25 protein-coding genes are annotated in these 26275 nt (G+C 62.9%); 10 read left to right on the top strand and 15 right to left on the bottom strand.

Translation table 11 applies throughout. The annotated features are described in order from the left end of the window. Positions 1 to 205: 205 nt before the first annotated feature. Both alaS and F2P47_RS13815 read left to right on the top strand, forming a co-directional pair. Complete coding sequence (gene alaS, locus F2P47_RS13820) at positions 206 to 2878, top strand: alanine--tRNA ligase (protein ID WP_152216967.1); 2673 nt, start codon at positions 206 to 208, stop codon at positions 2876 to 2878. Beyond that, positions 2862 to 4127, top strand: coding sequence for a cyclic nucleotide-gated ion channel (locus F2P47_RS13815; RefSeq protein WP_185681122.1), 1266 nt, complete (start codon positions 2862 to 2864; stop codon positions 4125 to 4127). The genes alaS and F2P47_RS13815 overlap by 17 nt, the downstream gene beginning before the upstream one ends. Here F2P47_RS13815 and F2P47_RS13810 read toward each other — a convergent pair whose 3' ends face one another. Beyond that, complete coding sequence (locus tag F2P47_RS13810; RefSeq protein ID WP_152216965.1) at positions 4128 to 5351, bottom strand: NADP-dependent isocitrate dehydrogenase; 1224 nt, start codon at positions 5349 to 5351, stop codon at positions 4128 to 4130. It abuts the gene before it with no gap. Between the two features lie 163 nt (positions 5352 to 5514). Here F2P47_RS13810 and F2P47_RS13805 point away from each other — a divergent pair, with 163 nt between their 5' ends. After that, entirely contained in the window at positions 5515 to 6303 is a 789-nt protein-coding gene (locus F2P47_RS13805; RefSeq protein ID WP_152216964.1) for an RNA methyltransferase, read from the top strand. Between the two features lie 491 nt (positions 6304 to 6794). After that, positions 6795 to 7415, top strand: coding sequence for a 30S ribosomal protein S4 (gene rpsD, locus F2P47_RS13800; protein ID WP_152216963.1), 621 nt, complete (start codon positions 6795 to 6797; stop codon positions 7413 to 7415). Positions 7416 to 7526: 111 nt separating this feature from the next. On the opposite strand, the gene F2P47_RS13795 is transcribed toward rpsD, so the two are convergent. After that, complete coding sequence (locus F2P47_RS13795; protein ID WP_152216962.1) at positions 7527 to 8111, bottom strand: hypothetical protein; 585 nt, start codon at positions 8109 to 8111, stop codon at positions 7527 to 7529. A gap of 33 nt (positions 8112 to 8144) precedes the next feature. Beyond that, on the bottom strand, positions 8145 to 8525 hold the full coding sequence (locus F2P47_RS13790) for an EF-hand domain-containing protein (RefSeq protein WP_152216961.1): 381 nt from the start codon (positions 8523 to 8525) through the stop codon (positions 8145 to 8147). 151 nt (positions 8526 to 8676) lie between these two features. Between F2P47_RS13790 and F2P47_RS13785 the strand changes: the two genes are divergently transcribed. Both F2P47_RS13785 and F2P47_RS13780 read left to right on the top strand, forming a co-directional pair. Continuing rightward, positions 8677 to 9396, top strand: a complete 720-nt coding sequence (locus F2P47_RS13785) for a response regulator (RefSeq protein WP_152216960.1) — start codon at positions 8677 to 8679, stop codon at positions 9394 to 9396. 3 nt (positions 9397 to 9399) lie between these two features. After that, complete coding sequence (locus tag F2P47_RS13780) at positions 9400 to 10746, top strand: ATP-binding protein (protein WP_152216959.1); 1347 nt, start codon at positions 9400 to 9402, stop codon at positions 10744 to 10746. A gap of 63 nt (positions 10747 to 10809) precedes the next feature. Here the strand turns inward: F2P47_RS13780 and grxD are convergent, their stop codons facing one another. From grxD to purC, 6 genes are read right to left on the bottom strand one after another with little or no spacing between them, the layout of a single operon-like run. After that, on the bottom strand, positions 10810 to 11148 hold the full coding sequence (gene grxD, locus F2P47_RS13775; protein WP_152216958.1) for a Grx4 family monothiol glutaredoxin: 339 nt from the start codon (positions 11146 to 11148) through the stop codon (positions 10810 to 10812). 52 nt (positions 11149 to 11200) lie between these two features. Beyond that, the gene (locus F2P47_RS13770; RefSeq protein WP_152216957.1) at positions 11201 to 11437 is read right to left on the bottom strand and encodes a BolA family protein; all 237 of its coding nucleotides are present in this window, start codon (positions 11435 to 11437) and stop codon (positions 11201 to 11203) included. Between the two features lie 27 nt (positions 11438 to 11464). After that, entirely contained in the window at positions 11465 to 13684 is a 2220-nt protein-coding gene (gene purL / locus F2P47_RS13765) for a phosphoribosylformylglycinamidine synthase subunit PurL (RefSeq protein WP_152216956.1), read from the bottom strand. Further along, positions 13681 to 14349: a phosphoribosylformylglycinamidine synthase subunit PurQ gene (gene purQ / locus F2P47_RS13760; protein WP_152216955.1), complete on the bottom strand. Its 669-nt coding sequence runs from the start codon at positions 14347 to 14349 to the stop codon at positions 13681 to 13683. Before purQ ends, purL begins: the two co-directional genes overlap by 4 nt. Before the next feature lie 2 nt (positions 14350 to 14351). Then, positions 14352 to 14597 carry a phosphoribosylformylglycinamidine synthase subunit PurS gene (purS, locus tag F2P47_RS13755; RefSeq protein ID WP_152216954.1) on the bottom strand — a complete coding sequence of 82 codons (246 nt, stop codon included), beginning with the start codon at positions 14595 to 14597 and terminating at the stop codon, positions 14352 to 14354. Positions 14598 to 14635: 38 nt separating this feature from the next. After that, a complete protein-coding gene (purC, locus tag F2P47_RS13750; RefSeq protein ID WP_152216953.1) occupies positions 14636 to 15397 on the bottom strand; it encodes a phosphoribosylaminoimidazolesuccinocarboxamide synthase in 762 nt (253 codons plus the stop codon). 335 nt (positions 15398 to 15732) lie between these two features. Between purC and F2P47_RS13745 the strand changes: the two genes are divergently transcribed. Continuing rightward, positions 15733 to 16056: a DUF1476 domain-containing protein gene (locus F2P47_RS13745; protein WP_152216952.1), complete on the top strand. Its 324-nt coding sequence runs from the start codon at positions 15733 to 15735 to the stop codon at positions 16054 to 16056. Positions 16057 to 16096: 40 nt separating this feature from the next. Here the strand turns inward: F2P47_RS13745 and F2P47_RS13740 are convergent, their stop codons facing one another. After that, the gene (locus F2P47_RS13740; protein WP_185681121.1) at positions 16097 to 16816 is read right to left on the bottom strand and encodes a TetR/AcrR family transcriptional regulator; all 720 of its coding nucleotides are present in this window, start codon (positions 16814 to 16816) and stop codon (positions 16097 to 16099) included. Between the two features lie 78 nt (positions 16817 to 16894). Here F2P47_RS13740 and F2P47_RS13735 point away from each other — a divergent pair, with 78 nt between their 5' ends. Further along, positions 16895 to 18847, top strand: coding sequence for a pyrroloquinoline quinone-dependent dehydrogenase (locus tag F2P47_RS13735; RefSeq protein ID WP_246176902.1), 1953 nt, complete (start codon positions 16895 to 16897; stop codon positions 18845 to 18847). Positions 18848 to 19065: 218 nt separating this feature from the next. Here the strand turns inward: F2P47_RS13735 and F2P47_RS13730 are convergent, their stop codons facing one another. From F2P47_RS13730 to F2P47_RS13720, 3 genes are all read right to left on the bottom strand, one after another. Continuing rightward, positions 19066 to 19788, bottom strand: a complete 723-nt coding sequence (locus F2P47_RS13730) for a histidine phosphatase family protein (RefSeq protein WP_152216950.1) — start codon at positions 19786 to 19788, stop codon at positions 19066 to 19068. A gap of 72 nt (positions 19789 to 19860) precedes the next feature. Continuing rightward, on the bottom strand, positions 19861 to 21183 hold the full coding sequence (gene purB / locus F2P47_RS13725; RefSeq protein ID WP_152216949.1) for an adenylosuccinate lyase: 1323 nt from the start codon (positions 21181 to 21183) through the stop codon (positions 19861 to 19863). Between the two features lie 62 nt (positions 21184 to 21245). Further along, positions 21246 to 22166, bottom strand: coding sequence for a LysR family transcriptional regulator (locus F2P47_RS13720; RefSeq protein WP_152216948.1), 921 nt, complete (start codon positions 22164 to 22166; stop codon positions 21246 to 21248). Between the two features lie 106 nt (positions 22167 to 22272). On the opposite strand from F2P47_RS13720, the gene F2P47_RS13715 reads away from it, so the two are divergent. Next, on the top strand, positions 22273 to 23760 hold the full coding sequence (locus F2P47_RS13715) for an amidase (protein WP_152216947.1): 1488 nt from the start codon (positions 22273 to 22275) through the stop codon (positions 23758 to 23760). A 52-nt stretch (positions 23761 to 23812) separates the two neighbouring features. Here F2P47_RS13715 and radC read toward each other — a convergent pair whose 3' ends face one another. Together radC and map are read right to left on the bottom strand one after the other, a co-directional pair. Further along, on the bottom strand, positions 23813 to 24514 hold the full coding sequence (radC, locus tag F2P47_RS13710) for a RadC family protein (RefSeq protein ID WP_246176901.1): 702 nt from the start codon (positions 24512 to 24514) through the stop codon (positions 23813 to 23815). Further along, positions 24507 to 25328: a type I methionyl aminopeptidase gene (gene map, locus F2P47_RS13705; protein ID WP_152216945.1), complete on the bottom strand. Its 822-nt coding sequence runs from the start codon at positions 25326 to 25328 to the stop codon at positions 24507 to 24509. Before map ends, radC begins: the two co-directional genes overlap by 8 nt. A gap of 149 nt (positions 25329 to 25477) precedes the next feature. Here map and F2P47_RS13700 point away from each other — a divergent pair, with 149 nt between their 5' ends. Further along, the gene (locus F2P47_RS13700; RefSeq protein ID WP_152216944.1) at positions 25478 to 26275 is read left to right on the top strand and encodes a competence/damage-inducible protein A; all 798 of its coding nucleotides are present in this window, start codon (positions 25478 to 25480) and stop codon (positions 26273 to 26275) included.

Genomic DNA, 26275 nt, shown 5'->3' with positions numbered 1-26275 from the left:
TTGCTCGCAAGGTGCGGCGCCGGATACCCCCCGGCGCCGCTTTTGCGTTGTAAGGGGCACAATCCCGGCCGGGGCCCATATGGAGCCTTCCTAGACAGTTGCCGGAGCGGACGGTAAAAGCTGGAACGACTTTAACTTTTCCGGGCGCGCCGCCTTGATTTAATGGAAGGGCAGGCGACCCAAGGTTTTGAAGCGAGACGACGGAATGGCCGGCCTCAACGAGATTCGCAGCAAGTATCTGTCCTTCTTCGGCAGCAATGGCCATGAGGTTCTGCCCTCCGGTCCTCTGGTTCCGAATAACGACCCGACGCTGCTTTTCACCAATGCCGGCATGGTTCAGTTCAAGAATGTCTTCACGGGTCAGGAGACGCGTCCCTACAAGCGCGCCGTGACCGCACAGAAATGTGTGCGCGCGGGCGGCAAGCACAATGACCTCGACAATGTAGGCTATACGGCTCGCCACCACACCTTCTTCGAGATGCTCGGCAATTTCTCCTTCGGCGACTATTTCAAGGCCGACGCGATCGAATTTGCCTGGAACCTCATTACCAAGGAATTCGACCTTCCGAAGGACCGTCTTCTCTCGACCGTCTATGTCGATGACGACGAGGCGTTCAATCTCTGGAAGAAGATCGCGGGCTTCTCCGACGACCGCATCATCCGCATCCCGACGACGGACAATTTCTGGTCGATGGGCGACACGGGCCCCTGCGGTCCCTGCTCGGAAATTTTCTTCGACCACGGGCCGAAAATTCCCGGCGGCCCTCCCGGCAGCGCGGATCAGGACGGCGACCGCTTCATCGAGATATGGAATCTCGTTTTCATGCAGTACGAGCAGCAGGCTGACGGCACACGCCTCAACCTGCCCAAGCCTTCGATTGACACGGGCATGGGCCTTGAGCGCTTCGCCGCCGTACTGCAGGGTACGCATGACAACTACGCCACCGACCTCATGCGTGCGCTCATCGTGGCGAGCGCCGAGGCGTCGCGCACCGATCCCGACGGCCCCCATGCGGTCAGCCATCGCGTCATCGCCGACCATCTGCGCTCGAGCTGCTTCCTGATCGCGGATGGCGTTCTGCCTTCGAATGAGGGCCGCGGCTATGTGCTTCGCCGCATCATGCGCCGAGCCATGCGCCATGCGCAGCTTCTCGGCGTCACCGAGCCGCTGATGTGGAAGCTGGTGCCCGCTCTGGTCCGCCAGATGGGCGACGCCTATCCGGAACTCCGCCGTGCCGAAGCGCTCGTCACCGAGACGCTGAAGCTCGAGGAAACGCGCTTCCGCGAGACGCTGGTACGGGGCCTGCGTCTCCTCGACGAAGAGCTGGAACAGATCGGCAGCGCCAAGGTGCTTCCCGGCGAAGTCGCCTTCAAGCTCTATGACACCTATGGCTTTCCGCTCGACCTGACGCAGGACGCGCTGCGCCCGAAGGGCATCGCCGTTGAGCAGGCGGGTTTCGACAGCGCCATGCAGCGCCAGCGCGAAGAGGCCCGCAAGGCCTGGTCGGGCTCGGGCGAGAAGGCGACGGAGACGGTCTGGTTCGAACTGCGCGAAGAGATCGGCGCCACCGAATTCCTCGGCTACGACACAGAGAATGCCGAGGCGAAGGTCGTCGCGATCATCGTCGACGGCAAACCGGCGAAGGTCGTCGCGGCCGGCGCGGAAGCGGCGATTATCACCAACCAGACGCCGTTCTACGGCGAATCCGGCGGCCAGGTCGGCGACACGGGCGTGCTCTTCAATGGGGCGGGCGTCGAGTTTCCAGTGTCTGACACGCTGAAAAAGCTCGGCGACATGATCGTGCATTTCGGCAAGCTCGCGCGTGGTGAAATCAAGGTTGGTGACGTGGTCGAGATGAAGGTCGACAGCGCGCGCCGCAGGGCGACGCGGGCGAACCATTCCGCCACCCATCTCCTGCATGAGGCACTGCGCCGCGTGCTCGGAGAGCATGTCACTCAGAAGGGCTCGATGGTTGCGCCGGAGCGCCTGCGCTTCGACTTCAGCCACCCGAAGCCCATGACGCCGGACGAGATTTCGAAGGTCGAGGAAATCGTCAATCGGATCATCCGTCAGAACAGTGACGTGACGACGCGGCTGATGACGCCGAAGGAGGCGATCGAGGCCGGTGCGCTGGCGCTTTTCGGCGAGAAGTATGGCGACGAAGTGCGCGTGCTCTCCATGGGCGTCAATGACGACACCGACGGCAAGACCTATTCGGTCGAGCTTTGCGGCGGCACCCATGTGCGCCGCGTCGGCGACATCGCCATCTTCAAGATCATCGGCGAAAGCGCGGTCGCTTCGGGCGTGCGTCGCATCGAAGCGCTGACGGGTGAAGGCGCGCGGCATTATCTCGTCGATCAGGAGCGCATTGCCAAGGAAGCCGCTGGTGCTCTCAAGATAGCAACGGAAGATCTTCCCGCCCGTGTTGCCTCGCTGGTCGAGGAGCGCAAGCGCCTTGAACGCGAGCTGAACGAAGCGAAGAAGAAGCTCGCCATGTCGGGTACCGGCGGCGCTGAAGCCTCGTCGGTGCAGGCCATTGGCGGCGTCAATGTCATTGCGCGTGTGCTTCAGGGCGTGAACCCGAAGGACCTGCGTGGCCTCGTCGATGAGGCGAAGCAGCAGGTCGGCTCGGGTATCGTCGCTCTGGTGGCGGTGAGCGAGGATGGAAAGGGCGCGATTGCCACTGGCGTTACTGCCGATCTCACCACGCGCTTCAACGCGGTCGAACTCGTGAAGGCGGGTGCAGAGGCTATGGGCGGCAAGGGGGGCGGCGGAAGGCCGGACATGGCGCAGGCGGGCGGTCCCGATGGGGACAAGGCCGACGCCGCGCTCGAAGCGGTCCGCGCCGTTGTGGGGCAGCTTGCCGGCGCCGCTTGACGCACATAAAGGAAAACGTCGCAGGGGACTGACGCTCCTGCGGCGCCAGCTCTATGTCATCCTGGAGTCGGGACGCCGGACGACCGCAAGTCGCATCTTCGACATCTCGATGGTGTTGCTCATTCTCGCCAATGTCGCGGCGGTGGTGGCGGAAACTGAACCGTCGATTGCGAGCTCCATTCGCGCCGAACTGCTCCTCTTCGATGAAATTTCGGTTGGCATCTTCACTCTCGAATATTTCGCGCGGCTCTGGGTCTGCGTCGAGCACGCACCTCTGGCCGACAAGCCCCGCCGGGAGGCGCGGCTCACCTGGGCGGCGACGCCGCCCATGCTCATCGACCTTGCGGCGATCCTGCCTTTCTATGTCTCGCTCTTCGTCGCCTTCGATCCGAAGATCGCGCTGCTCTTCAGGCTCGTCCGGTTCCTGAAACTAGCCCGGGCGACACCCGCTCTCGGAACGCTCGGGCGTGTGCTCTACAACGAGCGCCGGGCGATCTTCGGCGCCATCGTCATCATGCTGGGACTGATCACAGCCTCGGCGGCCGTCATGTACGAGATCGAAGGCCCCGCACAGCCGGAGGCCTTCGGCAGCATTCCCCGAGCCATGTGGTGGTCGGCTGCGACGCTCACGACCATCGGCTATGGCGATGTTGTCCCCATCACGCCGCTCGGCAAGCTGATGGCTGGCTTTGTGATGATTGCCGGTTTCGGCATGTTCGCGTTGCCGGTCGCGATCATCTCGTCGGGCTTTGCCGCCGAGATCCATCGCCGGGATTTCGTCGTCACCTGGGGCATGGTGGCGCGTGTGCCGCTTTTCTGCGGGCTGGACGCGCTGACTATCGGAAATCTCGTCCAGCTGCTCCACGCGCGGGCGGTGGAGCCTGGCACTCTCATCGGACGCAAGGGCGAAGAGGCGACCGGCATGTACTTCATCATGTCGGGGCAGGTGCAGGTGGAGTTTCCCTCCGGCCCCGTGATGCTTGGCGAGGGTGAGTTCTTCGGCGAGATGGCGCTGATCCAGTCGCGCCGCCGCGCGGCGGACATCATGGCGCTGACGCGCTGCTCCTTGCTGAAGCTGCAGAGCGGGGATTTCTCCCGCTTCATGCTCCGCCATCCGGAAGTTTACGCGCGGATCAGGAAGATTGCCGATGAACGTCTGCGCGACCTCAAGCGGCGCAGCGAGCTCGAAACCGAAATGGCCGAGATCACAATCGAGAAGGGCTCGCAGGGAGACGAAATAGCAGGCTGATCAAGCCTGCTTCGCCAGCGCCTTGTTGAGGTTCTCGGCAACCTTGTCGAGGAAGCCCTCGGTCGAGAGCCACTTCTGCTCAGAGCCGACGAGAAGGGCGAGATCCTTCGTCATGTAGCCGCTTTCCACCGTCGAGACGCAAACCTTCTCAAGCGTGTGGGCGAACTTCTCGAGCTCCGGTGTACCGTCGAGCTTGGCGCGATGGGTGAGGCCGCGCGTCCAGGCAAAGATCGAGGCGATGGAGTTGGTCGAGGTCTGCTCGCCGCGCTGATGGGCGCGGTAATGGCGCGTGACCGTGCCGTGAGCGGCTTCCGCTTCCATGATCTTGCCATCCGGCGTCAGCAGCACGCTGGTCATCAGGCCGAGCGAGCCGAAGCCCTGAGCGACCGAGTCCGACTGCACGTCGCCATCATAGTTCTTGCAGGCCCAGACATAGCCGCCCGACCACTTGAGCGAGGAGGCCACCATGTCGTCGATCAGGCGGTGTTCATAGACGAGCTTGTGCTTGTCGAAGTCCGCCTTGTACTCCTTCTCGTAGACTTCCTGGAAGATGTCCTTGAAGCGGCCGTCATAGGCCTTGAGGATCGTGTTCTTCGTGGAGAGGTAGACGGGGTACTTGCGGTCGAGGCCGAACTTCAGGCAGGCGCGCGCGAAGTCGCGGATCGACGCGTCGAGATTGTACATGCCCATGGCGACGCCGGCGCCCGGATAGTCGAACACGTCGAATTCCTTCGTCTCCTTGCCATCCTCGGAGACCCATTTCATCGTCAGCTTGCCCTTACCCGGCACGACGAAATCGGTTGCGCGGTACTGGTCGCCGAAAGCGTGGCGGCCAATGACAATCGGCTCGGTCCAGCCAGGAATGAGGCGGGGAATGTTGCGGCAGATGATCGGCTCGCGGAAAACGGTGCCATCGAGAATGTTGCGGATCGTGCCGTTGGGCGACTTCCACATCTTCTTGAGGCCGAATTCCTTCACGCGGGCTTCATCGGGGGTGATCGTCGCGCATTTGACGCCGACGCCGTATTTCTTGATCGCCTCGGCCGAGTCGATCGTCACCTTGTCGTCGGTAGCGTCGCGATGTTCCATGCCGAGGTCGTAATAGTCGAGGTCGATGTCGAGATAGGGGAATATCAGCTTGTCCTTGATCCACTTCCAGATGATCCGGGTCATTTCATCGCCGTCGAGATCGACAACCGGATTTTTGACCTTGATCTTGGACATGAAACTGAACCCTTCGAGAAAGCGTGAGCGGGGAGGCGGGCGAGGCGCGCAGCGCGCGCCAGGGCGCTTGTGGGACAAGTTCGTATAACATTGCGGGCCGATTGATTAAAGACGGCCAATCGCCTATTCAGCGACACAATATTTCACGCGCGAGCCCATTATCATGGCCGGAACCGACCAAACCAAAGCAGACGTCTCACAGGGTGAGAACGCGCCAGCCATCATTCTCGTCCAGCCGCAGCTTGGCGAGAACATCGGTACGGCCTCCCGCGCCATGCTCAATTTCGGCCTTTCCGATCTGCGTCTGGTCTCCCCGCGCGATGGCTGGCCTAATGATCGTGCCCGTGCCGCTGCGTCAGGCGCCGATGTTGTGATCGACAATGCTCGTCTGGTGAGCAGAACCGAGGAGGCCGTGGCGGACCTCGATTATGTGATCGCTACCACAGCCCGGACGCGCGACATGGTGAAGCCGGTGCTGACGCCCGAAACGGCGGCGGCGAAGCTGCGCGAGGTCATCGGGAGCGGCAGGCGGGCGGGGATTATTTTCGGGCCGGAGCGTACAGGGCTTACCAATGACGATGTGGTGCTCGCCGACGCGGTTCTGATGGTCCCGGTCAATCCGGCCTTCGCCTCGCTGAACCTCGCCCAGGCGGTCCTGCTGATCGGTTATGAGTGGTTCAAGGCGGCGGACCGCACCCCCGCCGAGCAGATCGACTATCTCCAGACGCGGCCGGCGACCAAGGAGGAGCTTCTGGGTTTCTTCGAACATCTGGAAGGCGAGCTCGACCGCTTCGGCTTCCTGAAGCCGCCGGAGAAGCGCCCCTCGATGGTCAGGAACCTGCGCAACCTCTTCCAGCGGGCTACCATGACCGAGCAGGAGGTCAGGACCATGCGCGGCGTCGTCGCCGCTTTGACCCGCCGGGTGCCGAAAGGCGAGGGGCCCGAGGGCTAGGAGTGTGGCGTCGATTTCGCATGACGGTGCACAAATTTCGCGTATGCGACAGTCAGTCGTCGGAATCGATTGGTCGCGGAGAGAAACGCTTGAACCGCATGCATTGATGGGCTGGCCTCTTGGTCACCATGGTAGACGGCGGCCATTCGCGACGTAACAGAGCCCGAACTTTCAAATAGATCTGCTTTGGCTTTTGATATCCGCTTAAGCCATCTGTCCTTTTGGATCTCTATGTCATCTGTGCGCATTGTCGTAAATCCGTCGGAGAGAGGAGGAACCCGAATAGAATGTTCCTGTTTTGTGCCTTTGGCAAGCATTTGACACAGGGAACCCCCCGGGCTAGAAGCCGCCCTGAAGACGGGCTCCTCTGGGTCCGTTTTCATTTACGCACCCGTGGGAAACGGTAACGCTTGAGCCAGTTTTCCCTGTCGGCCCAACGGCTTAAGCCCGACGGCGAAGGAGGGGCGTTTCCATTTTTGACAGGAATCGCGATGACAAAGCGCCAGGAAGCCAAGTACAAAATTGACCGCCGGATGGGCGAAAACATCTGGGGTCGCGCCAAGAGCCCCGTCAACCGCCGCGAATACGGCCCCGGCCAGCATGGCCAGCGCCGCAAGGGCAAGCTCTCCGACTTCGGCGTGCAGCTCCGCGCGAAGCAGAAGCTCAAGGGCTACTACGGCAACATTTCCGAGAAGCAGTTCCACGGCATTTATGTCGAAGCCTCGCGCCTTCGCGGCGACACGGGCGCCCTTCTGATCGGCCTGCTTGAGCGCCGCCTGGATGCCGCCGTCTACCGCGCGAAGTTTGCGCCGACGGTCTTTGCCGCCCGCCAGCTGGTCAATCACGGCCATGTGCTCGTCAATGGCAAGCGCGTCAACATCGGTAGCTTCCGCCTGAAGGAAGGCGATGTCGTCGAGGTCCGCGAAAAGTCGAAGCAGCTCGCCATCGTTCTCGAAGCGGTGCAGAGCGGCGAGCGCGACACGCCGGACTACCTCGAAGTCGACACCAACAAGCTGACGGCTCGTTTCGTCCGCGTCCCCGGTCTGGCCGATGTGCCCTATCCGGTGCAGATGGAACCGCACCTCGTCGTCGAACATTATTCGCGCAGCTAACCGGCGCGCGAGACCGGAACGTCAAAAAGGCCGCGGTTTCCCGCGGCCTTTTTTCTTGGAGACCTGGGGAGAGGTCTCCCGGGAATCCGCGCAAGGGGGGCGCGGATTTCGTTATTCGACGGTCACCCAGCGGGATACCGTGCTGCCGCCGTTTGGTGTCGTCCGTGTCACCTCGCTGCCGCATTGGCCGGACTCGCATTGGCCGCTGGCATCGACGCTGGCCGAGTTTCCGTTGGGCCCCGTTCCTTCCTTGTTGCGCGACCAGCTCGCCCCGTCCTCGGTGCGGGCGAAATTGCTCGTGGTGCTGCCGCTGCCACCCTGTGGACCGCTGGTGGCGGCGGTGTGCGAAACGCTGCCGTCGGGATTGCGGGTCGTCGAGCTGTCATGGCTGTAGGTGTTTCCGTTCGGCCCCGTGCGATCGATGGAACGGCTGCAGCCTGCGCCTTCCGTGCAGCCATGTTCGGCATTCATGCTGGCCGAGCGGCCCTCGGGCCCGGTCACGTTGCGCGAGCGGTCGACCGAACGATGACCGGGGCTGCGCTCGACACCTTTGGACCATTGCGCCGTGCCGCCCTGGGTGCCGGTAGCTGAGCCGTTCCGGAGACGTTCGCGCGCTGAGGCAGCATTGGTGAATGAGGTGAGTGCGAGGCCGGCGGCGAGAGCGATGCCGGCAATGCGGAGAAATCTGCTGTTCATGGGGTGATCTTTCACGGGTTGGAGCGGGGGGCTTTAGCGGGTGGCAGAGACGCGCGCCCTCATGCGGGCGCGGACCTCGTCGCGGGTGATCTTGCCGTCATTGTTGGTGTCGTATTCGGAGAGCGCCGCGAGACGCGCCTCGACATATTCGTCGCGGCTCACGACACCGTCGGCGTTCTTGTCCAGCTTCTTGAACTGAGCTTCGAAGGCAGCGCGCGCCTCGTCGATGGTCACCGCCTTGTCGCCATTGCCGTCGGCGCCGCGCAGCATGGCGATGTCGTCGTCGGCCTCGGCGTTGGGTGCTACGAAGAAGAGGCCGGCGGCGCCGACGACCACCAGCGTCTTCAGCAGGGCGAGCCCGGCGAAGGTCAGAAGGGTCTTCCGGCCGGTTGCGGATGTCAGGAAAGATTTCATAGCGTTCCTCCATACTGGCTGCCGGGCGATCGCCCCTGCGACACTTGCAGTTTGGAAGGTCACTGTTTCGCGGCCATTTCCGGCCCGTTACCCTTTGTAACCAAAGGTAACGGCGCTTGTGGTAGCTCCGGCTTCGGCGCAAAAAAGAGCCATGAACGCATCGGCACACATATCGGGCATCGTCATCGTCGAGGACGACCGGGAGGTCGGGGAACTCGTCAAAGCCTTCCTCGTGAAAGAAGGCTTCGACGTGCGGCTTGCGCGCAGTGGCGTCGAGATGGATCGCGCGCTTCTCGAAAAGCATGCCGATCTCATCATTCTCGATCTGATGCTGCCGGGCGAGGACGGGCTGTCGATCTGCCGGCGCCTGCGGGCGCGGAGCAATGTGCCCATTCTCATCCTGACGGCGAAGGGCGACGACATAGACAAGATCATTGGCCTCGAGCTCGGTGCCGACGACTACATGGCCAAGCCCTTCAATCCGCGCGAGTTGCTCGCGCGCATCCGTTCGATCCTTCGACGGACGGTGCCCGCTATTGTTCATGGCGGTGAGGGTGAGCGCATGCGCTTCGGAGAATTTGTTCTCGATCTCGGCGCGCGCCGACTTTTCCGTGATGGCGTCGAACTCCAGCTTTCGACCGGGGACTTCGATCTTCTCACCGTCCTCGTCCATCATCCGCAGCGTCTGCTCTCGCGTGACCAGTTGATGGACATGACGCGGGGACGCAGCTGGGAGGCATTCGATCGGTCGATCGACGTCGCCATGTCGCGGCTTCGGCGCAAGATCGAAGACGACGCCTCGCTGCCCGCTTACATAAAGACCGTGCGCAACGTGGGCTATATGCTCGCGGTGCCGGCCGAGAGGGTTTGAGCCATGCGCGGGCTCCTCCTCCGCATCTGCCTGATTGTTGCCATGGCAATCGTCGTAATGGTTGCGGCAGGCTTTGCGATCTATTTTGCGCAATGGCAGGACACACTTGGCAGCGGCCTGCCTCTGCCGGTGCCCAATCAGGTCGTCGCGATCGTCGAGGTGGTGGAAAAGACGCCCGAGGCGGATCTGCCGCGGCTCCTGACGGCTTTGAATTCCTCCTATGTCCGCGTCGCCGTCAGCGCGAAGGAGCCGGATAGCGATGGCACCGTCTCCATGCCTTTGATGACGCGGCTTGTGGCCGGCTATCTCCGCGCCTTGGGCGGGCGGAAAGTGCGGGCCATGGTCGATGTGTCCGAGGGCCCTTGCTCCGACGTAGTGAACCTGCGCGGCGGAAGGTTCCTGGCGATGCATCCCATGCGTCTCGTCGTGGAGCTGAGGGATGGCCGCAGCCTTACCATCGACTTCCGCAGCTCCGTGCTCATGCGTTTCACCGGCTTCCGCATGGCGCTCATGGTTCTTGTCGTGACGCTCCTTGTCGGTGCGGCCTCGCTTTGGGCCGTGCAGCGGCAGATACGGCCGATCCAGAAGCTAGCAGCCGCCGTAGACCAGTTCGGCACGAGCCTCGACCGGGCACCGATCGAGGAGGAGGGCGCTAGCGACGTTCGGCGTCTGATCCTCGCCTTCAACCGGATGCAGGGACGTATTCGCGATCTCGTCGAAGGACGTACACGGATGATGGCTGCGATCAGCCACGATCTTGGCACCTATCTCACGCGGCTTCGGCTTCGCGCCGAGTTCATCGCGGATGAAGACCAGCGTGAGCGCGCCATCCGGGATATCGAGGATATGAGCGGGCTGATGAACGACACGCTGACGCTCGCCAGACTGGACAACAACGGCGAGGAATTAGATGTCGTCGATCTCGCGCCGGTAGCGCGCCGCGCCGTCGAGGCGACGGGCGTGCCGGAGGCGAAGCTCAGGCTACATTTGCCGGATGGGCCGGTATCGGTGTGCGGCAAGGAAGCGGCGCTTGGCAGGGCGCTTGCGAACCTCATTTCCAACGCGCTCAAATATGGCGGCGAGGCGGATGTAACCTTGTCGCGCGAAGGTGGAATCGTCCGGCTTCTGGTCGAGGATCGGGGGCCGGGTATTCCGGCGGCGCAGCGCGAGGCCGTTCTGGAGGCGTTTTATCGCCTCGATACTGCGCGCAATCTCGACGCAGGTGGTTTCGGGCTCGGGCTTGCCATCGTCGCCGATGTGGTTCGCCACCATAAGGGCAAGATTACGCTTGGCGATCGGGAGGGCGGCGGCCTCAAGGTCGATATCGAACTGCCAGCAGCCTCCGAATAGGGCGCGAAAATGGAGAAGGCCGCGTTTTCGCGCGGCCTCCATATTCTTCGGATGAAACGCCGATCAGGCGGCTTCGGTCTCGATGCCTTTCTGGGCGAGGAACTCGCGGAGTTCCCCCTGCTCGAACATCTCGCGGACGATGTCGCAACCGCCGACGAATTCGCCCTTCACATAGAGCTGCGGGATCGTCGGCCAGTCGGAGAAGTCCTTGATGCCCTGACGGATGTCCGCATCTTCAAGCACGTTGACGCCCTTGAAGGGGACGTTGAGATAGGTCAGCACCTGAACGACCGCATTGGAGAAGCCGCACTGCGGAAAGACGGGCGTGCCTTTCATGAAGAGAACCACGTCGTTACTCTCGACTTCCTGACGGATGCGGTCGAAGACCGGATTGTCGCTCATCTGATGTCCTTCCGCGCGCTCGTGAAGCGTCGCTCTTTGCTAATGGGTTTGTTCAGTTTTCCGGAACGGAGGTCTGCAGGGCAAGGGCATGAAGCTCATTGCCCATGCCGCCCTTCAGCGCGTTGTAGACCATCTGGTGCTGCTGAACGCGCGTCTTGCCCTTGAAGGCCGCCGAAATGACGTTGGCCGCATAATGGTCGCCGTCGCCTGCGAGGTCGCGAATATCGACCAAGGCGTCCGGAAGCGCTTCCTTGATCAGACGTTCGATATCGCTCGCACTCATCGCCATGCCGTAGACACTCCCGGTTTCAGGGCCTCAAAGGGCTTCCGCAGGCGCCGCCGCCATATAGGCAGGCAGCCAGCCCTCATGGGCATCCTTGAGCCGTTGCAATGATATGGGATTGCAACCGTCCAGTGTCAATTCGCGGCCAGCCGTCGCACCGATGCGGGCGGCAGGCACACCGGCCTTGGCTGCGCGGTCCAGCAAGCCCTTGGCCGCGGCTTCGGGCAGGGTGACGACATAGCGCCCCTGATCCTCGCCGAAAGCCCAGGCATGGAGCGGGATATCCTTCGGCGCATCGACCTTGGCGCCGATGTCGCCCGCCATCGCCATTTCGGCGAGCGCAAGATAGAGGCCGCCATCCGAGACGTCATGGACGGCAGTGAGAGCTTCCGAACGGATCTCGGCACGGACGAAGTCGCCATTGCGGCGTTCGACACTGAGGTCGACCGGCGGGGGCGAGCCCTCGCGCCGCGCGAGGATGTCGCGCAGATAGATGCTTTGGCCGAGATGGCCCCTGGTCTCGCCGATAACGACGATCGCTTCGCCTTCCGCCTTGAAGGCGACTGTGGCGCGCTTCGCCATATCGGGCAGCAGACCAACGCCGCCGATGGCGGGGGTCGGCAGGATGCCCTTGCCGTTGGTCTCGTTGTAGAGCGACACGTTGCCGGAGACGACAGGGAAGTCGAGCGCGCGGCAGGCTTCGCCGATGCCCTGAATGCAGCCGACGAACTGGCCCATGATTTCCGGCTTTTCGGGATTGCCGAAATTCAGGTTGTCGGTGATGGCGAGCGGTTCCGCGCCGACGGCAGTGAGGTTGCGCCAGCATTCGGCAACGGCCTGCTTGCCGCCCTCTTGCGGATCGGCGGCGCAGTAGCGCGGGCTCACATCGAGCGTGAAGGCGAGCGCCTTGCCCGAATGACCGACGCGGATCACGGCGGCGTCGCCGCCCGGTCCGATGGCCGTGTTGCCCTGAATGAGGTGGTCGTACTGTTCCCAGACCCAGCGGCGCGAGCACTGGTCGGGCGAGCCGACGATCTTCACCAGCACTTCGGCGAGATCGTTGGGCGCAGGCACGTCGGAAGGCGCAAGGCTTGCGGGCTTCGGTGTCGGCACCCAGGGGCGGTCATATTCCGGCGCCTGGTCACCAAGCTCCTTGATCGGCAGATTGGCCATGACCTGGCCGTGCTGTTTGATGAGGAAGCGCAGGTCATCCGTCGTCTTGCCGATGACAGCAAAGTCGAGGCCCCATTTGCGGAAGATCGCCTCGGCGTCCTTTTCCCGCGCGGGGTCGAGCACCATGAGCATGCGCTCCTGGCTTTCCGACAGCATCATTTCATAGGCGGTCATGCCGGCTTCGCGGCAGGGCACCTTGTCGAGATCGAGTTCGACGCCGAGGTCGCCCTTGGCGCCCATTTCAACCGCCGAGCAGGTGAGGCCAGCAGCGCCCATGTCCTGAATGGCTATAACCGCGCCCGACGCCATGAGCTCAAGGCAGGCTTCGAGCAGGAGCTTCTCGGAGAAGGGGTCGCCGATCTGCACGGTGGGGCGCTTCTCCTCGGAGTCCTCGCCGAATTCGGCCGACGCCATGGTCGCGCCGTGAATGCCGTCGCGGCCGGTCTTGGAGCCGAGATAGACGATCGGAAGGCCGACGCCCTTGGCCTGCGAATAGAAGATCTTGTCGGTATCCGCGAGGCCCGCCGCGAAGGCGTTGACCAGGCAGTTGCCGTTATAGCTCTCGTCGAAATTCACTTCGCCGCCGATGGTAGGCACACCGAAGGAATTGCCGTAGCCGCCGACGCCCGCCACGACGCCCGAAACCGTGTGGCGTGTGCGCGGATGATCCGGCGCGCCGAAGCGCAGCGCGTTCAGCGCCGCGATGGGCCGCGCACCCATGGTGAAGACATCGCGCAGAATGCCGCCCACGCCCGTCGCCGCACCCTGATAGGGCTCGATGTAGGAGGGGTGGTTGTGGCTTTCCATCTTGAAGATGATCGCTTGACCGTCGCCGATGTCGACGACGCCCGCATTCTCGCCGGGACCGCAGATGACGCGCGGGCCGGTGGTGGGGAGCGTGCGGAGCCACTTCTTCGACGATTTGTAGGAGCAGTGCTCGTTCCACATCGCGGAGAAGATGCCGAGTTCGGTCAGCGTCGGTTCGCGGCCGATAAGGTCGAGAATGCGCTGATATTCATCGGGCTTCAGGCCGTGTTCGGCGATGAGTTCCGGGGTGATCTTGGTGTCGTTGGGAATCACGCAACCGCCTCCAGCACGCTTTCGAAGAGATTGCGCCCTTCAGTGCCGCCATTAAGCGGCTCGATTTCATTTTCGGGATGCGGCATCAGCCCCATGACGTTGCCGCGATCATTGATGATGCCGGCGATATCGTTGAGCGAGCCATTGGGGTTCGTGCCCTCGGCATAGCGGAAAACGACCCGGTTCTCGCCTTCGATGCGGGCAAGCGTTTCGGCATCGGTGAAGTAGTTGCCGTCGCCATGCGCGACCGGGCAGCGCCAGACCTGGCCTTGCGCGTATTTGCGCGTGAAGTCCGTCTGCGCATTGGCGACCTCGAGCTTCACGTTGCGGCAGACGAATTTAAGGTGGTTGTTGCGGACGAGGATGCCGGGAAGGAGGCCTGCCTCGCAAAGGATCTGGAAGCCGTTGCAGACGCCCAGTACATGGACGCCCTGATCGGCCTTCTTGCGGACATCGTCCATGATGGCGGCCCGCGCCGCGATGGCGCCGGTGCGCAGATAGTCGCCATAGGAGAAGCCGCCCGGCAGAACCACGAGGTCAACCTTGGGCAGCTCCGTCTCGGTGTGCCAGACGGGGATGGGCTTCTCGCCGGTGATCTTCTCAAGCGCGTAGAGCATGTCGCGCTCGCGGTTCGATCCTGGAAAGACGATGACGGCGGATTTCATGCTTACTTCTCGTCGAGTTCGATCGCGTAGTTCTCGATCACGGTATTGGCGAGCAGCTTCTTGCTCATTTCCTCGATCGCGGCGCGGGCCTTGGCCGGGTCCGTCTCCGCGAGTTCAACCTCGAAGAGCTTGCCTTGACGCACACTTGCGACACCGGGAAAACCGAGCGAGCCGAGCGCGTGCTCAATGGCCTTTCCCTGCGGGTCAAGCACACCGTTCTTCAACATGACCTTGATACGGGCCTTCATATGTAAGTCTCTCTCAAGCAAAACCCCGAATGGGGGCATCATTTAACGAGTGTGGGGCCGCGTCGCTTGGGCTCGTTCTCGAACAGGATGCCGAGCCGGCGCGCGACTTCCTGATAGGCTTCGATGAGGCCGCCCATGTCGTGGCGGAAACGGTCCTTGTCGAGCTTGTCGTTGGTGCGCATGTCCCAGAGGCGGCAGCTGTCCGGGCTGATCTCATCGGCCAGAACCACGCGAACCATATCGCCTTCATAGAGGCGGCCGAACTCGACCTTGAAGTCGACGAGGCGTATGCCGATCCCAAGGAACAGGCCGGCCATGAAATCGTTGATGCGCAGCGCGAGCGCCATCATGTCATCGATCTCCTGGGGCGTCGCCCAGCCGAAGGCCGTGATGTGTTCCTCGGAGACCATCGGATCGCCGAGTTCGTCGTTCTTGTAATAGAATTCGATGATCGAGCGGGGGAGCGGCGTCCCCTCGTCGATGCCAAGACGCTTGGTCAGCGAGCCCGCAGCCACGTTGCGCACCACGACCTCGCAGGGGATGATCTCAACCTCGCGGATCAGTTGCTCGCGCATGTTGATGGATCGGATGAAGTGTGTCGGCACCCCGATGTCGTTGAGCTTCGTGAAGATGAATTCCGAGATGCGGTTGTTGAGGACGCCCTTGCCCTCGATCGTCGCATGCTTCTGGTTGTTGTTGGCGGTCGCGTCGTCCTTGAAGTGCTGGATGAGCGTGCCCGGCTCGGGCCCCTCATACAAAACCTTGGCCTTGCCTTCGTAAACGCGTCTGCGGCGGCTCATGTCATGAAATCCAATCGGTTGCCCGTAACGGGGCGGAAGTGCTGATCGGTCCCGCTAAACCGGGATGCGCGGAGAGAGCAGGAATCGCCCCTGTGGCTCGCGCGCAAGTTACTCTATGGCCCCCGGGGATACAATGGAACTGCGCCGGTCTTTACCGCCTCATTTTTGTGACGTTAAATCAGATACTTACCCAATTCGTCGCATATCTGCCTCAAGCGGACGAGGACGGTTGATTTGAGGCCCGCTCGCGGTTATGCCTAAGCCTCGTTTTCGGCCTCGCCGCGCGGCCCGTGGATTGATCTGGCGCGTCGGCATTCCTTTGGAGCGGTTAGCCCATGTCTACCTTCGACAAGCGCGAAGAAGCTTTCGAGAGCAAGTTTGCCCACGATGCTCAGCTGAAATTCAAGGCGACTGCCCGTCGGAACAAGCTTCTGGGCCTCTGGGCCGCTGAACTCTTCGGCTTGAAGGGTGCGGAAGCCGACGCCTATGCGAAGGAAGTGGTGGTCTCGGACCTGCAGGAAGCGGGCGAGGAGGATGTGTTCCGCAAGCTGCGCGGCGATTTCGACCAGCGCGGCGTCGAACAGTCGGATCACGAAATCCGTCGCGTCATGGACGATCTGCTGGCTGAGGCTGTGCGTCAGATTCAGACGGAAGGCTGAAGCTTTCCAGCGGCTTGGCCTGAGTCGCTGAGCCGACTCGCTAATCCGACACGACGGTCAGTGCTGCCGCGAAACAGCGCGTCGCGACATCCCTGATCTCAGATTCGTTCGCCGGCGTGATGCCGTCGGTATGAAGACGGTCGCCGCGACGGCGATGCATGGCGGTCCAGGCGACCATTTCCAGTGCGGCGCGGACGGCGATGGCGATACGCTCTGTTGGCCAGTCACTTTGTTTTTCGAGAAGCCGGATCAGCGCCGAAAGATAGCCGCCGTGCATGATGTCGCGGTGAAGCTCCCCCAGTTCCGGGATGTCGAGCGAGCAGCGGTCGATCAGCCAGATCGCCCGGCGCTCCGCCGCGAGGGTATCGTAGAGTTCGAGTCCGATCGCCGTGAGGTCCTGCCGCGTCCGCGCGGAGGGGCGGGCGAGTGCCGCATCCAGCGCCGGCCAGCGGATGCGCTGTCCCACGGCGGTGCGAAGGAGGGCTACGGTTTCGCCGATGGGCGGCGTGGGAAGCGGCGCGGCTAGCCCTTCGAACGGGAGCCCGCAGAGCCGCATGATGGCGAGATGAAGCAGGGCTTCCTTGCTCTCAGCATAAAGATAAAGCGTGCCGGCGGCGGCCCCCGTCTGTTTTGCGATGTCGGCAACCTGGGTGCGCCGGTAGCCGAGTTCACTGAAACAGGCGATGGCCGCTTCGGCGATCTGCTCGAAGCGCTCGGTGTTCGGTCGTACTTTCCGCCGCCGCATTTCAGTCTTCTGCATTTCGACTCGCTTTTCATCCTCACCTCGACATAATATGAATGAATGGTTCATTCATCAAGCTTTGCAGGGAGGCAAAGAATGAGAAAATTCGCGGGATGGATGGGGCTCGGTGCAGCCTTCCTCTTCTACGGGGCTTTTGGCGCAAGGTCCGAGGAGTGGGACCATTACGGCGGCGACGCAGGCGGCCAGCGCCATGTCGAGGCTGACGCCATCACGCCCGCCAATGTCGGTGGTCTCGGCGAGGCCTGGCGCTTTCAGACTGGGGAACTCGTGGACAAGTCGGACGAGGTGAAGAAGCGCTACGCCTTCGAGGGAACGCCGATCCTCGTCGGCGGCAGCCTGATCTTTTGCACACCATTCAATCGCATCATCGCGCTCGATCCGGCAACGGGCGCGCAGCGCTGGAGCTACGATCCGCATGTCGCCCTCGATCGCAAACCCGGCAACCAGTATGTCTGCCGCGGCGTCGCCTATTGGGAGGTCGCAAAGGCCTCGGCGGATCGCGCCTGCGCAACCCGAATCTTCATGGGAACCGTGGATGGACGCCTCATCGCGCTCGACGCGCGGAGCGGCAAGCCCTGCACGGGCTTCGGCCGTGACATGGCGAAGCTGGGCATAGTGGATGCAGGTGCCGACAGGGCGCTCGTCTGGCCCGGCGAATTTCAGATGACCTCGCCGCCGGTCGTCGCGCGCGATACGGTGATCGTCGGATCCTCGATCAGCGACAACCGTCGCGTCGATGCGCCGAAGGGCACCGTGCGGGCCTTCGATGCGCGAACGGGTGCGTTGAAATGGGGCTTCGATCCTGTCGCGCGCGGTTCCGCCGAAAAACCGGGAAGCTGGCCCGCCGGCGCGGCCGAGCATACGGGGCAGGCGAATGTCTGGGCGCCGATCTCGGTCGACGAGACGCGTGGGCTCGTCTTTCTGCCGACATCAAGCCCGAGCCCGGATTTCTTCGGTGGCCTGCGCAAGGGCAACAACGACTACGCGGATTCCGTCGTCGCGCTGAAGGCTGAGACGGGCGAGGTCGTCTGGAGTTTCCAGACCGTGCATCACGACGTCTGGGACTACGATCTTCCTGCGCAGCCGACGCTCGCGACGCTGACGCGTGACGACAAGCCCGTCGATGTCGTCATCCAGGTGACGAAGACCGGCTTCATGTTCGTGCTCGAACGCGACACCGGTAAACCTTTCTTCGGCGTCGAGGAAAGACCCGTGCCGCAAAGTGCCGTCGCGGGCGAGGCGCTGTCGCCGACGCAGCCTTTCCCTGTGAAGCCGCCCGCGCTCGTGCCGCAGAAGCTCGAGAAGGGTGGCGCCTGGGGCGTCGCCTGGTTCGACAAGCGCGCGTGCAACGCGAAGCTCGACAGGGTGCGAAGCGACGGTCTTTTCACGCCGCCATCGACGCAGGGCACACTGATCTATCCTTTCACGGGTGGCGGTGCGAACTGGGGCGGCATGTCCTTCGATCCCGTTCGCAAGATCGCGATCATCAACGTCAATCGCGCCGGCCACATCGTCACGCTCTTTCCGGCCGCTGAATACAGGGCGCGCAGGGCGGCGGACCTGAAGGCGGAAATCTCGCCGCAGGAGGGCGCGCCCTACGGCATGGAGCGCGATCTCTTCCTGTCACCGCTCGGACTTCCCTGCACGCCGCCGCCATGGGGCACGCTGGTCGCGGTCGATCTGAACGACGGTACGATCAAATGGAACCACCCGTTCGGCACCATCCGCGACCTGGCGCCCGTGCCGCTGCCGCTCGAATGGGGTGTACCGAATTGCGGCGGTCCGCTGACGACGAAGACCGGCCTCGTCTTCATCGGCGCGACGATGGACAATTATCTGCGCGCCTTCGACATCGAGAGCGGCAAGGAGCTCTGGAAAGGCCGCCTGCCCGCGGGGGGGCAGGCGACGCCCATGTCCTATGCATGGAAGGGCAGGCAGTATGTCGTCATCGCCGCGGGCGGACACGCGCGCTCCGGAACGAAGCTCGGCGACTATGTGATCGCCTATGCGCTGCCTGACGCGAAGTAATCTAAGGCTGGTGAGGTCCACGCGGTCTTCGCTTTCGACGAGCGCACGGCTGCGTCGACGAAACGCATGACGGCAAGGCCGTCTTCACATCCGGCGAAAGGGCTGCACACGGATCAGGCGCGCGGGTCTCCTTGCGCGCCGCAATCCGTTCCGCCGCGTCGTCATAGATCGTCGATATCTCCCCCGTTTCAAGGAGAAGGACTATCCGGCGAGATTTCTCAGGCGAGAATTTTCTTCTGCATCCGCGCCGCGATCTGCTCCAGCGAGAGAAGGTGATTGCCTTCCTTGGCGACGTCGTAAGTCGTCACATTCATCGCGCGGACCGTTTTGCGAACCACCTCATTCGTCTCGGGATGCACATCGACGTCGATGATGTTGAAGCAGCAGGTGTGCTGGTCAATCGACGAGAAAACGGCAAGCCCTGTCCCGAAGGCCCAGCCGAGAACGAGGCGGTTGATGCCGCCATGGGCGACGAGGGCGAGCGTTTCCCACTCCGGCTCGGCCAGCACGCGCTCCAGCGCCGTGACCACGCGGTCGTTCACCTCCTCAAAGCTGTCGCCGCCGACATAGCGTGCGCCGGGAACGGCTGCGTGGCGGAAGGCATAGGCGAGATCGTTGAGGTCGGTGATGGCGCCGCGGGCGGCACTGTCGCCCTGGAATTCCACAAAGGCCGGGTCCTGCTCGATCTCGATATCCCGGCCCTGAAGGATGAGGCTCGCCGTTTCGACCGAGCGCGGGAAGCTCGACACGACGGCGCGGTCGAAGGGGATATTGGCCAGCGCCTTGCCGGTCAGCGCCGCCTGTTCGCGGCCCCAGGCGGTCAGCGGAACGATGGTCGAATCCGCGACCCGGTTGCCCTGATCGTCCACATAGGAAACGTCGCCGTGGCGAAACACATAAATCCGGCGGCGGCGCGAGCCGTCGAAAGCGGTACGAAGCATGACTGGATCCTCGAAATGAATATCGATAAATCCAGTATAGGCGACTTCGTGACGGAGCGGTGAAAGTCGCCGTCAACCTTTGGCGACTGCATCCTTGCCGAAGACGCGGGCGAAGATCGTGTCGACATGCTTGGTGTGGTAGCCGAGGTCGAAGAGGTCTTCGAGTTCCTTGGCCGAAAGCTTGGCGGAAACGTCCTTGTCGGCCTTGAGGAGCTCGAGGAAGTTTCCTTCGCCGCGCCAGACCGGCATGGCGTTGCGCTGGACGAGGCGATAGCTGTCCTCGCGGCTCACGCCCTTCTGCGTCAGGGCCAGCAGCACGCGCTGCGAATGGACGAGGCCACCGAGCTTGTCGAGGTTCTTCTGCATGTTCTCGGGGTAGACGAGCAGCTTGTCGATGACGCCGGTGAGGCGGACGAGGGCGAAGTCGAGCGTCACCGTCGCGTCCGGGCCGATCATGCGTTCGACGGACGAGTGCGAGATGTCGCGCTCATGCCAGAGGGCGACGTTTTCCATCGCCGGAATCGCCATGCCGCGCACGAGGCGAGCAAGGCCGGTCAGGTTTTCGGTCAGTACCGGATTGCGCTTGTGCGGCATGGCCGACGAGCCCTTCTGGCCTTCCGAGAAATATTCCTCGGCTTCCAGCACTTCCGAGCGCTGCAGGTGGCGGATCTCGGTCGCCAGCCGCTCGATCGAGGAGGCGACGACGCCGAGCGTGGCGAAATACATGGCGTGGCGGTCGCGCGGGATCACCTGCGTCGAGACGGGCTCCGGCTCAAGGCCGAGCTTTTCGGCCACATGCTCTTCGACGCGCGGGTCGATATTGGCGAAGGTGCCGACGGCGCCGGAGATGGCGCAGGTTGCGACTTCCTTCCGGGCATGAACAAGGCGCTCGCGGCAGCGTGAGAACTCGGCATAGGCCTGTGCGAGCTTGATGCCGAAGGTCGTCGGCTCGGCATGGATGCCGTGGCTGCGGCCGATGGTCGGCGTGTCCTTGTATTCGAAGGCGCGGCGCTTGATGGCGGCGAGGAGGCCGTCCATGTCCTTCAGCAACAGGTCGGCGGCGCGGACCAGCTGCACATTGAGGCAGGTGTCGAGCACGTCCGACGAGGTCATGCCTTGATGGACGAAGCGCGATTCCGGGCCGATGAATTCGGCGAGATGCGTCAGGAAGGCGATGACGTCGTGCTTCACCTCGCGCTCGATCTCGTCGATGCGCTCGACGTTGAATTCGGCCTTACCGCCGAGATCCCAGATCTTCTTCGCGGCCTCCTTGGGAATGACGCCCAGTTCCGCCAGCGCGTCGCAGGCGTGCGCCTCGATCTCGAACCAGATCCGGAACTTCGTCTCCGGGGTCCAGATAGAAACCATTTCGGGCCGCGAATAGCGGGGGATCATGGGCCGCCTCGTAAATATAAGTGCTTGAGAAGCCGAGGGTTTAACAGATGGCCCTCATGGGCTCAATAGCGTGGCTGAAGCTCCCCGATCCGGTGGCCTGTGCCTGCCAGGCAATCGACGAAATGCTGGGCAGCCGGGCCAGGTGGGGTCTTCACCGCCCATACGGCGGCGAAACGCTGGAGTGGCGGGTTGTTCACGCCCGAACAGCGGAGCGCAACGAGCTGCCCGCGGGCGATGTCGTCGGCGACCATATGCTCGATCGCAAAAGCCCAGCCGAGCCCTTCGCGCAGCAGCGCCAGCATCATTCCCTGGCCGTCCGCAATCCAGAAATCGGTTGTATGGACCTTGTAGTCGAGGCTGCTGGCTTCTTTCTCATGGGCGGCGAGCACGATCTGGCGATGGTCGTCGAGCGCGATGAGAGGGAAGGGCGCATTCAGCTTTGCGAGCGGGTGGAATGGGGCAGCGACGATCCGTTTCGGCCAGGCCGCGATCTCGCGGCCGTCGAGCTTCTTGCCCTTGAATCCCGAAAAGAGGCCGAGAATACCGATCTGCGCCTGTCCCTCGCCAATGCGCGCAAGGATGTTCTCGGCATGGTCCGTCGAAAAACGGAGGCCTACATGGGGCATTTCCTGATGGAAGAGGCCTGCTGCCCGGGCAAGCGTCGATACGTCGAATTCGGCATCGGCGACAATGGAAAGCTCTACCTCAGCCCGCTCGCGCAGCGCCGCGGTCCGCGCCTTCAGCCGGTCGACGCGGCGGAAGATGATCTCGGCGTCGGACAGAACGGCTCGGCCTGCCCCAGTGAGTTCGGGCTTGTAGCCGGAGCGGTCGAAGACTTCAACGCGCAGCTCGCTCTCGAGATTGGTGATTGCATAGCTCACCGCCGAGACAGCGCGGCCCAGGCGCTTCGCGGCGCCTGAAAAACTGCCGGTCTCCGCCACGGCGAGAAAGACTTCGAGTTGGTCGAGAAGGTTCGGGTGCATGAATGTTCTAATTTATAGAATAAGAATGCCAATCTTATCCCATTTTAGAGGAAATCTGTATCGGTATGATGAGCGAACCAAATCAAACGAGTTCCCGGGAGAAAACATGACCATCAAGCTCAGCCGCCGTTCGTTTCTGGGGGCCGCTGCCACGGCGGCGTTGGTCGCTGGAGCCAGCCTCCGGTCGACTCAACTCGTCGCCAAGGAGAGCTTCATCGGCCTCGACGCGATGGCGCAGGCCGAACTCGTTCGCAAGAAGGAGGTGACCGCACTCGAACTGGTCGATGCCGCGATCGCCCGCATTGAGGCCGTCAATCCCAAGGTCAATGCGGTGGTGACGGAGTTCTTCGACAAGGCCCGCGATGTGGCGAAGGGTAAGCTTCCGGACAGCCCGCTTTCCGGCGTTCCCTATCTCATCAAGGATCTCGACGATTTCGCGGGTGAGCGCCGCACCTCGGGTTCGCGGCTTTTCGCGAAACATGTTTCGGAAAAGACTGACGGTGTACCCGAAAAGGCGGTCGAGGCGGGCGCGGTCGTGCTTGGCAAGACCAACACGCCGGAATTTGGCCTTCTCGCGACGACCGAGTCGCTGCTGCTTGGCGCTTGCCACAATCCCTGGAACCTCGACCATTCGACCGGCGGCTCGTCGGGCGGCGCGGCGGCGGCCGTTGCTTCGGGCATGTTGCCGGTCGCGCATGCGTCGGACGGCGGCGGATCGATCCGCATCCCGGCCTCGAACTGCGGCGTCTTCGGCCTGAAGCCTTCACGCGGACGCATGATCCTCGGCAGGCCGCCGATGCCCGGTGACATCGGCGTCGAGAATTGCGTCAGCCGCACGGTGCGCGACAGCGCGATGGTCTTCTCGCTTTCCGAAAATCGTGCGCCCGACGCGCTGTTGAAGTCGGTCGGTTTCGTGACGGGGCCCTCGAAAAAGCGCCTCACTATCGCCTTCGGAACGCAGGACTATTTCGGGAATGAGCCGCATCCGGACGTGAAGGCCGCGATCGACGCGACGGCGAACCTTTGCAGCGACCTCGGTCATCTGATCGTCGAGGCGAAGAACCCGCTCCACGGTGAAGAATTTATCGACGCCTTCCTGACGGTCTGGTCCTCGGGCCCCGCAAACCTCGTCGGACTTGCGAAGAGCAAGGGGCTCAAGCCCGATAGCGTGCTGGAGCCCTGGACGCTCGGCCTCGCCGAGTTCTTCGCGAAGAAACCCAAGGGCGCTTTCGACAAGGCGCTCGCCTATTTCAAGGAAGCCGAAGCGAAGACCGACGCCTTTATGTCCCGCTACGATACGTGGCTGACGCCGGTGCTGGCCGCTCCCGCGCCGAAGCTCGGCGAACAGGCCCCGACGGTCTCCTTCGACACACTCTACGAGCGCACGATCCATTATGTGGGTTACACGCCCATCCACAATGTCGCCGGAACACCCGCCATGTCCGTTCCCCTCGGCATGAGCAAGAGCGGGCTTCCCGTCGGAAGCCAGTTCGCGGCGGCAAAAGGCGGTGAGGGGGTGCTCTACGCGCTCGCTTATGAGCTCGAACAGGCCCAGCCCTGGGCGATCCGGCACGCGCCAGTTTATGCGAGTTAGTTTGTGGGCAGATTACTCCTGACGAGGGGGGCCGTTATCGCGGGCAGGTGGTTCAGATCAGCCCCAGCGACCTGAAGCTCGCGTGGCGGCCCTTGCCGATGACCAGATGGTCGTGAACCTGGATGCCGAGCGGCTTGGCCGTCTCGACGATGCGCTTGGTCATCTCGATGTCCGCTGAGGAGGGGGTCGGGTCGCCCGAGGGGTGGTTGTGGACGAGGATCATCGAGGAAGCGTTGAGCGTCAGCGCCCGCTTCACCACTTCGCGCGGGTAGACTGGCGTGTGGTCGACGGTTCCGGTCTGCTGCACCTCGTCGGCGATGAGCACATTCTGCCGATCGAGGAAGAGGATGCGGAACTGCTCGATCGGGTGATGCGCCATGGAGGCCGAGCAATAGTCGAGCAGCGCTGACCAGGAAGAGATCACTTCCTTCTTCATCACCTTCGCCTGCGAAAGGCGAAGCCCCGCCTCGCGGACGATGCGGAAGTCGGTGATGGTCGCGTCCGAAACGCCCTTCACCTCGCGCAGCCGTTCGGGTGCGGCGTTCAGCACTTCCGATAGTCCGCCGAAAAAGGCGATCAGATCTTTCGCCAGCGGCTTCACATCGCGCTGCGGAATGGTGCGGAAGAGGATGAGTTCCAGCAGCTCATAGTCGGGCAGCGCGTCGGGTGCCACGTTGAAGCGCGCGCGCAGACGCTCGCGGTGGCCCGCGTGATGCGGATTGACCGGCGTCTTTCGCTTGGTTGGTTCAGGCATAGGGCGGGAAGTCGAGACCTGCGGGGGATTTGGTAAAAATCTCGACGCCATCTTCCGTGACGCCGACCGAATGCTCGAACTGGGCCGAGAGCGAGCGGTCGCGCGTGACGGCAGTCCAGCCGTCGGCGAGGATCTTCACGCCCGGCTTGCCGAGATTGATCATCGGCTCGATGGTGAAGAACATGCCCGCCTTGAGCCGCGCGCCTTCGCCGCGGCGGCCGTAATGCAGAATGTTCGGCATGTCGTGGAACACGCGGCCGACGCCATGGCCGCAGAACTCGCGCACGACCGAGCAGCGCTCGCCTTCCGCATATTCCTGGATCGCGGCGCCAATGTCGCCGAGGGTCGCACCGGGCTTGACGGCGGCGATGCCGCGCATCATCGCCTCATAGGTGACTTCGCAAAGGCGCGCGGCCTTGCGGGGCACTTCGCCCACGTAATACATGCGGTTGCTGTCGCCGTGCCAGCCGTCCTTGATATAGGTGACGTCGACATTGACGATGTCGCCCTCGCGCAGCACACGGTCGCTCGGCATGCCGTGGCAGACGACATGGTTGATCGAGGTGCAGCAGGAGTAGCGATAGCCGCGATAGCCGAGCGTGGCGGGCAGGGCGTCGCAGTCGATCCCGTATTGATAGGCCGCCTGGTCGATCTCCGCCGTGGTCACGCCCGGTTTGATGAGCCCCGCCAGCATGTCGAGCGCCCCGCCGGCGATCTTGCCCACGACCCGCATGCCTTCGAATGCGTCGGCCCCGTAGAGCTTGATCTGACCGGTATTGCGCGTAGGCGCGTCGAAGGCATCGATGTAATTCATGGGAAGGTCCGGGTGAAGGCTGCTTTCGGGCAACATAATCCTTCAAAGGGCCGAGGGCCAGCCCAACGCCGGGCTGAAGCCGCTCATTGTCTATGACGTGGCGAGGGCGCTATCTTCATCCGTATATGAACTCCCGCGAGGACTGAAAGATGACGGATGCCGCCGGCCGCCCGGGCGCCGAGAGCGCTGCGCCTCGCCTCGTTACAGCCTGCGTGGTGCTGATCGGCGACGAAATCCTCTCCGGGAGGACGCGGGATTCGAACCTCTCCTATATCGCCCAGCACCTGAACCAGATCGGCGTGCAGGTGCGCGAGGCGCGCGTGATTCCGGATGTGGAGGAGACTATCGTCTCCGTCATCAACGAGGTTCGCGCCAGGCATGATTATGTCTTTACTACGGGCGGCATCGGCCCGACGCATGACGACATCACGGCGGATTCGATTGCCAAGGCCTTCGGCGTGCCCATCGACCACCATCCCGAGGCGATGGCGATCCTTGATGCCCACTACAAGGAAACCGGCGGCGAATTCACCGAGGCGCGCAAGCGCATGGCCCGCATTCCCGAAGGCGCGACGCTCATCGCCAATCCGCTGAGCAAGGCGCCGGGTTTCCAGATCGGCAATGTCTTTGTCATGGCGGGCGTGCCCATGGTCATGCAGGTCATGCTCGACAGCCTGACCCCGCGACTCGAAGGCGGCGCTACCATGTGCAGCCGCACGGTGAGCGGGCAGATCGGGGAGGGGACCATCGCGGAGAAGCTTGGCGAGCTTCAGAAGCGCTTTCCGGACGTCGTTATCGGCTCCTACCCCTATTATCGGGGCAAGAGCTTCGGGACGAGCCTCGTCATGCGCGGTGTCGATCCCGTCCGACTCGATGAGGCGGCGGGCGAGATTCGGGCGCTTTTGGAAGGTTTTGGTGTGGAGCCCATCGAAGGGGAACCAGGCTGA

The sequence above is a fragment of the Parvibaculum sedimenti genome, assembly GCF_009184905.1.
GTDB lineage: Bacteria > Pseudomonadota > Alphaproteobacteria > Parvibaculales > Parvibaculaceae > Parvibaculum > Parvibaculum sedimenti.
The sequence above is the reverse complement of the archived record's forward strand: the minus strand, read 5'-3'. Positions and strand labels throughout refer to the sequence as shown.